Here is a 12,337-nt window from a genome sequence, read left to right on the forward strand (position 1 = left end):
GTCAGGACGTCAGGACGTCGGGACGTCAGGACGTGGGGCGGAGAGCGGAGTCAGGACGTGGGTGTCAGGACTTCAGCCACTCGGCGGTCAGGGCGCAGCCGTAGCCGGACCCGCCCAGGGTCTTGATCGCGGTGGTGTGGTTGTGGAAGCCGGCCAGCTGGACGGTGTTGCCGGCCTCGAGCCTGATCAGGCCGGAGCCGCCGATGGAGACGGCGCCGTTGCCGGCGGGACCGAGCCAGGTCAACCGGGACTGCCCGAGGCCGCCGACGTGCACGCGGGCGCCGCGCATCCCGGTCTGGGAGTCGTTCTGCCAGGTGGCGTGGGCGGCGATCCGCCACATGCCGGAGCGCGGCACGACGTACGTGTTGGTCCCGTTCCAGCTGTTGGTGTCGTCGACCTCGACGGTCGGCAGGTTGAGCGGGGTCCAGGTGTTGGGCTGGACGGTCTGCTGCTGGGCGGTCAGCCACTGGGTGGCGCCGAACAGGATCTTCCCCGCGCCCTCGGCGTACTGCCAGCCCGAGCCGTCCCAGCGCTGCAGGATCCCCGAGTCGTCCCGGTACTGGCCGGGGTAGCTGCCGGTCGAGGCCTGGGCCGCGGGCGCGATGCCGCCGATCGCCTTCGGGTACCCGACCCAGGCCGTACCGTCCCAGCGCTGCAGCTGGCCGCCCGCGTCGCGGTACTGGCCGACGTACGCGCCCTTGAAGCCGCTGGTGGGCATGATGCCGCCGAGCGCCACCACCGGCCAGTGCTGGGTGGTGACCCCGGTGGTGGTCCAGGCGATGCCGCCGTTGCCGGCCGAGGCGCCCTTGGGGACCCTGACCGTGTAGAGCGGCAGCGTGGAGCCCGTGGCGCTGACCGGCGGCACGGGGCTGGCGTGCGGGGCGCCCTTGACCAGGCGGATGACGGCGTCGGTGGTGCCGGTCTTGTCGTAGGCGTCGTCGATGACGGCCAGTTCGATCAGATCGATCCGGTCGTACTGCGGATCGCCGTCCTCGACGGTGATCGTCTCCGGCGAGATCGCGCTGACCAGGTAGGCGCCCTGACGGGTGTCCTTGCCCTGGACGATCGCGCGGCCGGTGCCGATGGTGCACTGCATCGCGGCGGTCCCGGTCAGGACGAAGCCGCCCGGCACGATGCCCGGTCGGGAGCGCAGCGGGGTCTCCTCGGGGGACTGACGACTGGGAGTGAGCAGGGCGGCCAGGGTGAGGCGGGTGTCCTCACGGGTCTGACCGGTCGACTGCAGCCAGGCGGCCCGTACAGTCATGGTTCACCTCTTTCGGTGGATTCAGCTGGAGGGAGAGGGGTCGGTCACCAGTCGGCGCTGCGCCAGCGGACCGTCATCAGGGCGTCCTCGGTGGCCTCGTCGGGCCGGAAGGACAGCTCGGTGCGCCCCGGTTCGAGCAGGAACAGCTCCTCCGGGCTGGAGTCCGCCATCGCGGTGTGCCGGCGGGAGGCGGTGCCGTTGAGCGTGACCGTGCCGCCGGCGGTGTCGACGACGAGCTCCTCGCCCGCGGCCAGGTCGATCGCGTACCGCAGCCGGCGCCGGCTGCCGCGCTCGGTGACGGTCGGCATGGAGCACGGGCCGCGGAAGGTGATCACCGGGTGGGTGGCGGCGGAGCCGGTGTTCTCGGCGACGGCGTCGCCGGTGGACTTGGCCTGGCCCCAGTCGAGCGGCCAGGTCAGCGGCCAGTTGAGGCCGGACTCGGGCTGCGGGGCGGTGGTGGAGGCGACCTGCTCGTTGACGGCGTAGCGGCGCGGGTCGGCCGCGAGCCACTGGATCGACATCTTCGAGCTGCCCTGGGTGGCGAAGCCCTGGTCGGCGGGGACCACGCGCTGGGCGATCCGGGCGCGTACGGCGAGCAGTTCGCCGTGCAGCCGGACGGTGAGCCAGCGCTCCTCGTCGAGCAGGGCGAGGGCCTGCCGCAGGGCGCGGATGGCCTGGGTGGCCGCGCTGTACTCCGGCATCAGCACGATCGTGCCGCCGACCTTGCGCGGCTTGGCGTACCGGGAGCCCGGCCAGGCGCCGTGCGAGGTCGGGCGGTCGGCGTCGGAGGAGTCGTACTCGGGCAGGTCCTCCCAGCCGGTCAGACCGGAACGGTCGACGGCGAAGGGGGTGCCGGGGCCGATGAGCAGCCCGGCCCACTGGATCTGCCCGTCCTGGGAGATCAGTGAGCCGGGCGCGAGGTCGGCGGTGAAGTCGCTTCCGGCGTATGCGGTCGTGGTCTCGGCCATGGGGCCGTCACCTCACTTCTGAGGGGCTGTCAGGTGGGCGGTCGGCGCGGGGTGGTCTTGCGCTGGGTGGTCGACGCGGGTGGCCCTGCGCTGGGGGTCAGCGGTGGGAGGCCGCGAGGAAGAGCAGGTCCTCGGCGGTCGACCGGGGTCCGGCGCCGGGCTCCTCGTGGAACTCCCGTATCCGGTGCGGCGGTCGGGGAGCCTCGGTGAGGGCCGGGACGCGGCGGTTCTCCAGGACGGCGAGCGGGTCGATGCGCGGGGCGTCCGCGGCGCCGGGGAAGACGACACCGCCGTCGGCGAGCATCGGGATCTTGTCGAGGTCGACGCCGAACTTCTTGCCGAGGATGTTGAAGCTCAGCTTGTTGAGGCCGTCGATGATCCAGTTGGCGAAGGCGATGAGACCGTTGATGGGTCCCTTGACGACGCCGATGACGGCGGTCAGGGCGCCCTTGATCAGCTCTCCCATGCCACCCAGGGCCTTGCCGACGGCGTCCTTCGCGTGCCGGAAGAACCCTGGGATCTTGTCGGTGATGAAGGACAGGACGGGCTTGACGGCGTTCTTGATGGAGCCGATCGTCCGGGAGGCGATGCCGCGCAGCGCGTTGGAGGCGGAGGTGACGGCGGCGCGGACCTTGGAGAGTCCGTTGATGCCGGAGCCGACGATCTTCAGGGCGGTGGTGAAGAGGGTCAGATACGCCTTGAAGTACGTTCCGACGGCCTGACCGAGCAGCTTCATGAGCGGCTGGAGGAACTTCCAGACCGACTGGAACCCCTTCAGGGCCTGCTGGAAGACCTGCCTGATGATCCGCCGGCCCGTCTCGCTGTTCACCGCGTACTCGATGAGCCAGGCGGCGACGGGCACGAGGATGCCGACGAGGAAGCCGAGCGGGTTCGCCCGCATGGCCACGTTGACGCCGGTCATCGCGACGGAGGCGATCGTCATGACGGTGCCGTACGTGTCCATCAGCTTGGTGATGACGTCGGTGACGGGGAGCAGCGGCGCGAGGATGGCGAGGATGCCGCCGATCGCGGGGCCGAACTTTCCGGCGGCGGTACGCGCCTTGGCCGCGGCGTCGCCGATCCGCTTGACGCCGGCGGCCCCCGTGGACCGCTGGATGCGGCGGACGGAGGTCGCGGCGCCGGACGCGTTCGTGCCGAGCGTGCGTACGGACGTGCCGCCGGACCGCAGGCCGGCGGCGAACGTGCCGATGCCGCCGGCCGCCCGCTGGGCGTCCTGCTTGAGCCGCTTGAGCCCGTCGACCGCGGGCCGGAGGGCACCCTGCACCGAGGCGAATGCCGGCGCGGCCCCCGCGAACGGGTTCAGGCCGGCCGCCGCGGCACTCATCCGCGCGCCTTCGCCAGGTACATCAGCGCGTCCGCCGTCGACTGCGGGTCACTGTTGCGGGCCGCGTGGTAGTGCTCGATGTGCAGCCCGGCGCCCGCGCCGCCGGCCAGGCCGGTCTGCGCCGACATGCGGGCGCGGCGGGCGGTGAGGGCGAGCAGCCGGTCCAGCTTGGAGAGCGGCAGGACGGCCTCGGCCTCGCCGGCCTCGGCGAGGATCGCCGGGACACCGCCGTGGCGGGGCATGACGACACCACCGGTGGCGAGCATCGGGATGGTCGGGATGTTGACGCCGAAGGTCTTGCCGCCGACGAGCGGCACCCAGCCGGGGACGCTGACCTTGACGCCGTTGACGGCTCTGATCATCCGGTTGATCAGTCCGATGACGGCGTTGATGGGACCGGACACACCGCTCTTGATGCCGTTGAACGCCCGGGACGCGATGTCCTTGAGGCCGTTCCAGATGGACGACATCTTGTCCTTGACGGCCCGGAAGGCGTTCGGGATCGCGGTCCTGATCCAGTTGACCACCGGGGTGATGACGGCCTTGATGCCGTTCCAGACGCCGCTGACGACGGACTTGATCGCCTTCATCACCGTGGTGATGACCGTCTTCCAGATGTTGACGTACGTCTTGATGACGGTGGCGACGGCCTTGACGACGGTGGAGATGGCCTTCTTGATGCCGTTCCAGACCGTCTTGATCAGGTCTCCGGCCTTCTTCATGATCGGGCCGACGGCCTTCATGACGGAGCTGATGACGGACTTGATGGCGCTGAAGGCCTTCTTCAGGATCGTCTGCATCGTCTTCGAGCGGGCCGCCATCTCGACGATCGTCTCGATGAGCGGCATGAAGAGTTCGAGCAGCCGGGCGAGGATGTTGCCCTTCATGGACTTGTTGAGCTTGTCCTGACCCTTGGCGGCCTTGCCGGCGCCGGACTCGTACTTGCCCATCTTCTTGCCGGCGGACTCGGCGGTCCTGCCCGCCTTCGTCATGGACTTCTCGGCCTGGTCCGAGGCCGTCTTGAGGTTCTTGAGCTGGGTGCTGGAGTTCTGGGCGTTGGTCCTGAGGTTCTTGAGCTGCCCGTTCGCCGAGTTGCCGGCGTCGCCGACCTTCTTGACCGAGGTCGCGGCGCCGGTCGCCTGCGTCTTGAACGTACGCAGGGAGTCGGACGCCTTCTTCATGGAGCTGGTGAGAGACATGGGTTACCTCCTTTCGGGGTGGGGTGGGGTCAGATCGCGGTGGCGGCCTGCTGGGCCGCGAGCTTGAGGGCGTCGAACGCGTCGCGGACCTGAAAGCCCGCCTTGGCGAGCCGCTCGGCCGACTTGGCGGCGGAGGAGAGGGTGTTGGCCTTCGGGAGCTGCTGCCACCGCTGCGGTTCGAGGTGCTGCTGGGCGCCGACGAGCTTGCCGACCGCCTTGGCGATCTCCCGCATCGTGGCGGGCTTGGACTTGTCGACGGCCTTGTTGAGGCTGTCGAGCTTGCGCGGGTCCGGCATCTTCGCCGGATCGAACGTGTCGACCGCGTCGGCGACCTGGCCGATCTTGGTGGGGTTGGCGGCCGCGATGGCCGTGTTGAGCTTGTCCACGGCGGCCGCGATCTTGGTGATCGCGCCGGCCTTCGGCAGCTTGCGGGCCTCGGTGTTGAAGGGGCCGATCTGTTCGTTGACCTCGACGAGCTTGCGCCGCAAGGGCTCCAGCGTGGTCGGGTCCGGGATGTTGCCCAGGCCGGCGAGGCCGGCGGTGCGCGCCTGTTCCCGGGCTTCGACGAAAGCTCGGTTCTGGAAGGTGGGGAGGGTCTGGCCCTCGTTCATCGCCAGGATCTGATTGCGCGGGATACGGCCGCGGCTGGCGATCGAGGCGAGGTTGAGAAGGGCCCCCTGGATGGTCCGCTGCAGGTTGGTGAAGTTGGCGATGAACAGGAGGGCGAGCACGCCGCCGACCATCGGGATGAACAGGCCGGCGATGGCCGAGAGGAGCCAGTCCTTCCAGTCCGCGTTCTTCTCGTAGAACTTCTCGTGCGCGGCGGCGAAGCCATCAAGGCCCATGGCCTCCAGGTACTCCGTCATCGGCTCCTTCTGGAGCTCCTCGTACATCTCGGCGAACCGCTTGACGAAGTCGTACGGCAGCATCGCGTCCGTGACGAGCCTGGGCTGGCCGGTGATGAGGGCGTGCTTGAACTCGGAGACCTTGAAGGTCTCCTCCTTCTCCTTCTTCGTCCCGTCGGGATCCTTCACCCCGGGGAGCTGGTCCATGGGGTCCTTGGCGTAGGTGACCTTGACCTCGAAGTCGCCCTTGGTGAGTCGGTTGTGGAGATCGTTGAGCTGCTTGCTGAGCTCCTCGTTCGTAACTGCCATGAGTCTGCTCCGCTTCCGGCCGGTGACGGCCAAGCGCCGAAAATCCCCTGCCGGCAAGGAACTCGGCAGGGGCTCGTGCGTGGAGGGCAGGGGGGGTCGGTCAGGCGTCGTCGTCCCGGCGGGAGCCGCGGCGGACCGTCGCGAGGGCGTCGTTCCAGCCGGCCGCGTACGCGAGGGTCTCGCAGCGGGAGACCTCGGCGTACAGGCTGCCCAGCAACGCTCTCTTGTCGAGGGCGACGGGTCCGTCGAGGAGCTGGCGGAGGCGGTCCTGGAGGGGAGTGTGCGGTCGGGGTGCCTCGGCCTGCTGAGTCATGGACGCCTGCCTTCCGTTTGCTTGCCCGTGCGTGCGTGGCGGCGCCGCGGAGTGGAGGGCGGGGGCACCACGTTATCGAACTTCTGTGCGAACGAAGTGTGGAACACCTGTTCGGTGTTTGTCGAGCCGGAAACGTCTGACGGCGTGTCTTCCGGCCCGTATACGGGTGAGGTTGGCTCCGGAGTGGAGCTTGCGTTCGACCGGGGTAACCTGGAGGACGCGTTCCCTGGACTCGACCGCTGCGGGGGGCGCGGGGTGGCGCGGGGGCGCGCGGGGGGGACGCCCTGGGGGCTGGAAGGCAGTACTGACGCATGGATACGGAGCCGGACGACAACCGGCGGGAGCGGGTCGCCGACTGGTTTGCGTCCCAGCCCGATCTGCCCCACCTCTTCGCACGCCTCTCGGAGCTCGTCCACGTCCACGGGTACGCCGCCGAGGAGCTCGTGCTGATCCCCAGGGTCGAGGTCGACCGGCGGGAGACGAGCGCGTTCACCTCAGGCTGGGCCGAGGCCGTGTCGGACGAACTCCCACGCATACGCCGGGAGTACGAGAAGCGCGTCGCCGACGCCTACGCGCAGGGCCAGGGTGACGCGCGTGGAATCCGCCGTCCCCAGCGGCGTACGGACGTCGGATCCGAGGGCGCCCAGGTCATCGCGCTGCCGTTCGCCCGCCTCCTCGAACCGCCGGCGGCCGTCGTCGAGGCGGAGGAACGGGTCCGCAGGGAGCGGGAACAGTTCGAACAGCGGCCGGAGCGTTCCGAGCGTATGGAAAGAACCGAACGCTCGGAAAGAACCGAACGGGTCGAACGCGCCGAACGGGTCGAACGCGCCGAACGGGTCGAACGCACCGAACGCACCGAGCGCGCCGAGCCCGAGCCCGAGCATCAGACGGGACGCGAGCCGGACGCGGACCTGGACGTCCTCCTGACCGTCCAGGAGAGCCGTACCCGCAAGAACCCGCAACCGGTACGGAAGGTCGTCCGGCGTAAGGGCGGGCGCCCGATCGTGCCACCGCTCGGGGTCCCCGCACAGCCGAGCCCCGGCGGCGACCGCCGTGAACCCGAGCCCGCCGAATCCGGTACGCGCCCGGGCAAGGGGCGCCGGCTCTCCGAACGCGCGAGAGCCCTGGAGGACGACCTCACGGGGGAGCGAGCACGGGAAGCGCCCCCGGAGCCCGCTCCCTGAGGGAACGGGCTCCGGGGGCAGCGGGGATCACCCGAAGAACCGGGCGAGGGTGTGGGGCGAGAGCGCCTCGCCCTCCTCGGCGGGCCTGGTCCGCCCGCCCCGGTCCTCGCCGTCCCCGCTCTCCTCGCTCTGCTCGTCCTCGTCGGCGCCACCGGGCCGCGGCACGGGCGTCGGCGGCTCCGGCGAGTCGTCGTCCTCGCCGGTGTTGACGCAGGCGAACATCCAGTTGGCGGCGGCCAGATGGTCCACCGCGGCCGCCAGCAGATGGTCGGTGACCGACCACTCGGCGGCCTCGCCGTGGAGTTCGCGCTGGACGGCGCTGTCCCGCGGCAGATGCTTGATCAGCAGCAGGACCCGCCGGCTGGAGAGCTCACCGCGGTGCCAGTCGAGGAGATCGGTGCCGTAGTAGCGGAGGAGGTCGGACTCAAGGGCCTCGGCGTGTTCTTCGACGAACTCGACGAGGCTCAGTCTTCCCCCAGGCCGAGCCCGGTCTCCTTGCCGTAGGCCTCCAGGATGGCGGCGATGTCCTGCATGGTGATGTCGTGCTGTTCGAAGCGGCTGAACTGCTCCTCACCCATCAGGAGCGCGAGCAGGCCGTCCACGTCGTTGTCGTCGAGCTTGCGCAGCGCCTTGGCGGTCGCGCGGGAGAGCTCGGTGGGCAGGGTGTAGGACTCGCCGTCCAGCTCGAAGGACCAGGCGCGGCCGTGGGCCTCCTGTCGCTGGGCGCGGGCGGCGTTGACGTCGAAACGGGCCATGGTGATGCGTACTCCTTGTTCGAGTGGGTGAAAGAGGAGAGGGGTGGGGCGAGGCGGCGGTGGGCCGCCCCGCCCCGGGTGGCGCGGGATCAGACGGTGGCGCTGTACTGGCCGTCCTTCATGAGGAAGGAGGCCAGCGGCTTGCCGTTGCCGCTCGACATGGCCGTGAAGGTGATGCCCAGCTGCGACGCCGCCTTGCGGGCCAGCTTGATGTCGTCGGACGCGGTGACCTGGCCGCGCGGGATGATGAAGCGGTACGTGACCGCGGTCGAGGTACCGGCCTTGACGTCGGTGAACTCCAGGCCGAGGGCGCGCACGTCCGCGAACGGACGCTCGGCGATCTCGTACTTGTAGGTGTCGGTCGCCGGCGCGGCCGCCGCCTCGACCTTGCCGCCGCCCATGAAGAACGGCAGCGTGTCCTCGTTGAACTGGAGCATGGAGAACTTCAGCGAGAGGTCACGGGCCGAGTAGATGTAGTGCACCGGGGAGACCGACTGCCACGAGTCGATGGCCTCCAGCTTGTCCTTCTTGGAGAAGGTGACGCCGTCACCGGTGGTGAAGCCGAGGTCCGTCCAGGACGCCCAGTCGGTGGCGGAGTCGGTACCGAAGGCCGGGACGTCGGTGCCGGCATTGGCCACGTAGAGCTTGCCGATGCCTGCGACGCGGATCTCGGCGGAGTTGTTTCCTGCCATGGTGGTTCTCCTTGTTAGGGGTGGGGGTGCCGCACCGGGCTCGATGTCCGGGTACGGCAAAGGCCCCGCCGGACGGCGAGGCCTGGTCTGTGGGTGAGCGCCCGTCAGGGAGTGCGGTGGGCTCGGAAGGCGCTCAGAAGACGCTCAGGGAGAGCTGGATCACGCAGAGGTAGCGGTTGGCGCCCCGGTAGAGGTAGTCGGGCAGCCAGCGCGGCCCGTCCATCTCCTCCACGTCGTGGACGAGGTTGACGCCGAGCTGCTTGCCGATGGTGGCGAGCAGCGCGCGCCGCGCCCCGTTGGCGAGGACGTGGGCCGCGTTCTTGGTCGGCCCGTACACCTCGAACTCGATCAGCGGCTTGTCGACGTGCAGGTCGCCGATCCAGGCGCCGCCGCGGCGGTTGACCAGGACGGCGTTCTGCGTGCCGTCGAAGCCGGCCGGCGCCTGGACGGCGATCGTGGCGCCGGCCAGGGCCTGGTCGGCCTTGAGGACGTCGACGACCAGCTTCTCGACGTCCGGGAACGCACTCGGGGGAGTGGTCATGACGGTTCTCCTCGGTGGAAGGGGAGGCGGGACGGGGCGGTGCGGGGTGGTACGGGGGTGGTACGGGGGCCGCCCGGGGCGCTCGACGCGGGGAAGGGGGGGCGGGGGCGCGGAGCGCTCCCGGGCGGCGAACGGCGAAGCCGCCGCCCGTCGTTCGGGCGCAGCTCCGCCGCTGCACCAACTGTGACAGAGAGCGTGCGCGCACGCAACTAGTTCGGGAAGCCGCTGGAAATCCGGTCCTGCGGCAGGCGGGACCGGGAGGGCAGGGCGACCACGACGAAGCGCCCCGCATCTCTGGAGAGACGCGGGGCGCTTCGTCGTTCGGTGCGTACGTACGGTCTACGCGGTACGAGGGCGGCGGCGGGCCGTCCGCTCCGCCGCGAACACGTCCTCCAGGCGGAACAGTTGGGCCCGGCCCGCCTTGCCGGCCGCTCGCAGATGGCCCAGCTGGACCCACTTGCGGATCGTCGCCGGGGCGACCCCGGCCTCCTCGGCGGCCAGCGGGCCGGGAATCAGGGCCGGCAGGCCCGGGGACTTCAGCACGGGCGCTCCTCGGTGGTGTCCATCGCCGCTTCGATCTCCTCCGTACGGGCGCCGGACGCGTCGGCCAGCTCGGCCCACCGCTCCGCCGGCCACAGGTGCCGGTACGCCGGGTCGTCCTGGCACCCGCACACCTCGTCCGTGCACACGCACGCCGGGTTCACGCAGAGCACCACCCGCCGGTCCGGGAACGCCCGCAGCGACACCGAGTCGCACCACGGGCAGCGTCCCGCCACCCGTACGACCGTCTCCGAGTCGCCGAGCGTGCGTGCGCAGCGCCGTGCCATCCGGCGGATCTCGTCGCGTACGTGCCGGGCGAGGTCGGGGTGGGGCGCGATGTCGTCGAGCAGACCGACGACGCGGCGGAGCCGTTCGATCACCCCGGCCCGGCGGGGCCGCGGCAGGCCGAGGCGGGCGCAGACGGCCTCCTCCAGCTCCACCACGCCGTCACTGATGTCCCGGATGGCGTCGGACACGTGCAGCCGGATCGGGGCGGCGCCGTGTCCGGGCACGGCCAGCCCGTGCCGCTGCTGGAGGAGCAGGGCCTCGCGGCGCTCCTCGCGGATGAGCTCGTCGCGGCCCGGGTGCGGCGCGGCGGGCGCGGTCCCGGCGGGGGAGCGGCGGCCGGGGGCCAGTTCCTCGGAGAGCTCGGGGAACTGCCGTACCAGGGAGGCGGTCCAGAGCGCGATGTCCCGCACGACCCGGTCGGCGGAGTGAGCGGAGCCGTCAGTCACGCTGACCCCCGGAGCGCGGCGTGCCTACGGCGGTGTCCACGGCGGTGCCGGTGCCCCCGGCGGGCGCCGTACCCGCCGAACTCCGGGCGCGGCGTGGGACGACGGGCCGGCCGTTGCGCCAGAGACGGCCCGCGCAGACGCCGTCGAACCAGCTCTCCGCGGGGGCCACCGCCGCCTCGCATTCGCGCCGGACCGGACAGCCGGCGCAGGCACGAAGCGCCGGGGCGGCCTGCTGGGCGCGGCGGGCGAAGACGACGGACGGGGAGAGGCCGACGCACGCGGCGGCGGCCTGCCATGAGGGTGAGTCGGGCAGGAGCAAGGTTCTTCTCCACGGTCCGGGGCCACCGAGCCCTGGGGCCTGTGCGACTCCTGGGACTCGTGAGGCCGACGAGTGCGGCGGCGAGTGAGAGAGTGACATGTTGCGTGCGAGCGCGCAACAAGTTTGTGGAGCTCCCTTCACCGATTCGACACGGTTGCGCGCTCAAAAGCACGTAATTCTTTGCGCGCAAGCACGCTAGAGTGGGCGGCCCGGAGGGGTGGGGAGTGATTAGGGAGCGGTACATGAGCACTCAAGGGCTCGACGAGTTCGCAGGCTGGGTGGAAGGCCTGATGAGAGCGCGCGGCTACGACATCGACAGTCCGCGCGGTGGAGGAAAGTCGCGGATCGCGGACGAGGCCGGCGTGCACCGGGCCGCCGTGACCCGGCTGCTGCAGCGGCAGAGCATGCCCGACCTGGAGACCATGCGGCGGATCGCCCCCCTTCTCGGGGTCTCCGTCCGCGACATGCTGATCCGGTCCGGCCGGGTCACCCCCGACGAGCTGCCGCTGGCGGCGGACCTGCTGCCGCCCGGTGACTGGCAGCCCACCATGGAGGACTTCGCCCGCTGGCTCGGCGTGCCCGACGAGCGGATGGGTGTGTTCGTCAAGGTCGTCAACCAGTTCCTGGAGCCCGGCGAGGAGGAGGCCGAGCCGCGAACCCCCGGCGAGCCGCGCCGCGCCACCAGGGACTGACCCCGGCCGCGAGACCGGGGGCCCGGATCCGGGGCCCCGGGGCCTCCGGGGGCTGATTCCCGCCCGAGTCCCGGGCGCCCGGGAGGCGTGATCCCGCCGGGGCCCCGGGCGCCCTGGGGGGGGTTCCCGGCAGGCTCGCGGCTCTCCGTGCCGGCCGCGACGCCGACCCGCTCTGGGCTCCCGGGGGGCTGATTCCCGCCCGGGCCCGGGTCCCCGGGGGGTGTGATCCCGCCGGGGCTCCGGGCGCCCTGGGGGGTTCCTGGCAGGCTCGCGGGCTCTCCGTGCCGGCAGGCGCGACGCCGACCCGCTCTGGGCTCCCGGGGGGCTGATTCCCGCCCGGGCCCGGGTCCCCGGGGGTCGTGATCCCGCCGGGGCTCCGGGCGCCCTGGGGGGTTCCCGGCAGGCTCGCGGGCTCTCCGTGCCGGCAGGCGCGACGCCGGCCCGCCCCGGGCTCCCGGGGGGCTGATTCCCGCCCGAGTCCCGGGCGCCCGGGAGGCGTGATCCCGCCGGGGCCCCGGGCGCCCTGGGGGGGTTCCCGGCAGGCTCGCGGCTCTCCGTGCCGGCCGCGACGCCGACCCGCCCCGGGCTCCCGGGGGGCTGATTCCCGCCCGGGCCCGGGTCCCCGGGGGTCGTGATC

General features: G+C 71.4%; 16 protein-coding genes. 3 read left to right on the plus strand and 13 right to left on the minus strand.

The genetic code is table 11. The features are described from left to right. Nucleotides 1–64: 64 nt before the first annotated feature. The 6 genes from Q5762_RS09475 to Q5762_RS09500 all read right to left on the minus strand — a co-directional run bounded on the left by Q5762_RS09475 (nt 65) and on the right by Q5762_RS09500 (nt 6,243). Nucleotides 65–1,264 carry a hypothetical protein gene (locus tag Q5762_RS09475; protein ID WP_315891565.1) on the minus strand — a complete coding sequence of 400 codons (1,200 nt, stop codon included), beginning with the start codon at nt 1,262–1,264 and terminating at the stop codon, nt 65–67. A 44-nt stretch (nt 1,265–1,308) separates the two neighbouring features. Beyond that, a complete protein-coding gene (locus Q5762_RS09480) occupies nt 1,309–2,232 on the minus strand; it encodes a phage distal tail protein (RefSeq protein ID WP_315891566.1) in 924 nt (307 codons plus the stop codon). A gap of 97 nt (nt 2,233–2,329) precedes the next feature. After that, nucleotides 2,330–3,577: a tape-measure protein gene (locus tag Q5762_RS09485; RefSeq protein ID WP_315891567.1), complete on the minus strand. Its 1,248-nt coding sequence runs from the start codon at nt 3,575–3,577 to the stop codon at nt 2,330–2,332. Then, complete coding sequence (locus Q5762_RS09490) at nt 3,574–4,776, minus strand: phage tail protein (RefSeq protein WP_315891568.1); 1,203 nt, start codon at nt 4,774–4,776, stop codon at nt 3,574–3,576. Before Q5762_RS09490 ends, Q5762_RS09485 begins: the two co-directional genes overlap by 4 nt. 29 nt (nt 4,777–4,805) lie before the next feature. Further along, nucleotides 4,806–5,930: a hypothetical protein gene (locus tag Q5762_RS09495; RefSeq protein WP_315891569.1), complete on the minus strand. Its 1,125-nt coding sequence runs from the start codon at nt 5,928–5,930 to the stop codon at nt 4,806–4,808. A 100-nt stretch (nt 5,931–6,030) separates the two neighbouring features. Next, nucleotides 6,031–6,243 (minus strand): hypothetical protein, encoded by a 213-nt coding sequence (locus Q5762_RS09500; protein ID WP_315891570.1) that lies wholly within the window; start codon nt 6,241–6,243, stop codon nt 6,031–6,033. 311 nt (nt 6,244–6,554) lie between these two features. Between Q5762_RS09500 and Q5762_RS09505 the strand changes: the two genes are divergently transcribed. Beyond that, complete coding sequence (locus Q5762_RS09505) at nt 6,555–7,427, plus strand: hypothetical protein (RefSeq protein WP_315891571.1); 873 nt, start codon at nt 6,555–6,557, stop codon at nt 7,425–7,427. A gap of 27 nt (nt 7,428–7,454) precedes the next feature. Here the strand turns inward: Q5762_RS09505 and Q5762_RS09510 are convergent, their stop codons facing one another. After that, complete coding sequence (locus tag Q5762_RS09510) at nt 7,455–7,778, minus strand: hypothetical protein (protein WP_315891797.1); 324 nt, start codon at nt 7,776–7,778, stop codon at nt 7,455–7,457. On the opposite strand from Q5762_RS09510, the gene Q5762_RS09515 reads away from it, so the two are divergent. After that, nucleotides 7,668–7,931 carry a hypothetical protein gene (locus tag Q5762_RS09515; protein ID WP_315891572.1) on the plus strand — a complete coding sequence of 88 codons (264 nt, stop codon included), beginning with the start codon at nt 7,668–7,670 and terminating at the stop codon, nt 7,929–7,931. The genes Q5762_RS09510 and Q5762_RS09515 overlap by 111 nt on opposite strands. On the opposite strand, the gene Q5762_RS09520 is transcribed toward Q5762_RS09515, so the two are convergent. The 6 genes from Q5762_RS09520 to Q5762_RS09545 all read right to left on the minus strand — a co-directional run bounded on the left by Q5762_RS09520 (nt 7,892) and on the right by Q5762_RS09545 (nt 11,008). Further along, the gene (locus Q5762_RS09520; protein ID WP_315891573.1) at nt 7,892–8,182 is read right to left on the minus strand and encodes a hypothetical protein; all 291 of its coding nucleotides are present in this window, start codon (nt 8,180–8,182) and stop codon (nt 7,892–7,894) included. The two genes, Q5762_RS09515 and Q5762_RS09520, sit on opposite strands and share 40 nt — an antisense overlap. 89 nt (nt 8,183–8,271) lie before the next feature. Continuing rightward, a complete protein-coding gene (locus Q5762_RS09525) occupies nt 8,272–8,874 on the minus strand; it encodes a phage tail protein (protein WP_315891574.1) in 603 nt (200 codons plus the stop codon). A 133-nt stretch (nt 8,875–9,007) separates the two neighbouring features. Beyond that, a complete protein-coding gene (locus Q5762_RS09530) occupies nt 9,008–9,415 on the minus strand; it encodes a hypothetical protein (RefSeq protein WP_315891575.1) in 408 nt (135 codons plus the stop codon). A 339-nt stretch (nt 9,416–9,754) separates the two neighbouring features. Further along, nucleotides 9,755–9,958 (minus strand): hypothetical protein, encoded by a 204-nt coding sequence (locus Q5762_RS09535; RefSeq protein ID WP_315891576.1) that lies wholly within the window; start codon nt 9,956–9,958, stop codon nt 9,755–9,757. Beyond that, nucleotides 9,952–10,689, minus strand: coding sequence for a hypothetical protein (locus Q5762_RS09540; RefSeq protein ID WP_315891577.1), 738 nt, complete (start codon nt 10,687–10,689; stop codon nt 9,952–9,954). The genes Q5762_RS09535 and Q5762_RS09540 overlap by 7 nt, the downstream gene beginning before the upstream one ends. Beyond that, nucleotides 10,682–11,008 carry a WhiB family transcriptional regulator gene (locus Q5762_RS09545; protein ID WP_315891578.1) on the minus strand — a complete coding sequence of 109 codons (327 nt, stop codon included), beginning with the start codon at nt 11,006–11,008 and terminating at the stop codon, nt 10,682–10,684. Before Q5762_RS09545 ends, Q5762_RS09540 begins: the two co-directional genes overlap by 8 nt. A gap of 242 nt (nt 11,009–11,250) precedes the next feature. Here Q5762_RS09545 and Q5762_RS09550 point away from each other — a divergent pair, with 242 nt between their 5' ends. Continuing rightward, nucleotides 11,251–11,700: a helix-turn-helix transcriptional regulator gene (locus Q5762_RS09550; protein WP_315891579.1), complete on the plus strand. Its 450-nt coding sequence runs from the start codon at nt 11,251–11,253 to the stop codon at nt 11,698–11,700. The last annotated feature ends 637 nt before the right edge of the window (nt 11,701–12,337 follow it).

Origin of the sequence: Streptomyces sp. P9(2023) (assembly GCF_032436795.1) — a bacterium.
In the GTDB taxonomy this organism is placed as follows: Bacteria; Actinomycetota; Actinomycetes; order Streptomycetales; family Streptomycetaceae; genus Streptomyces.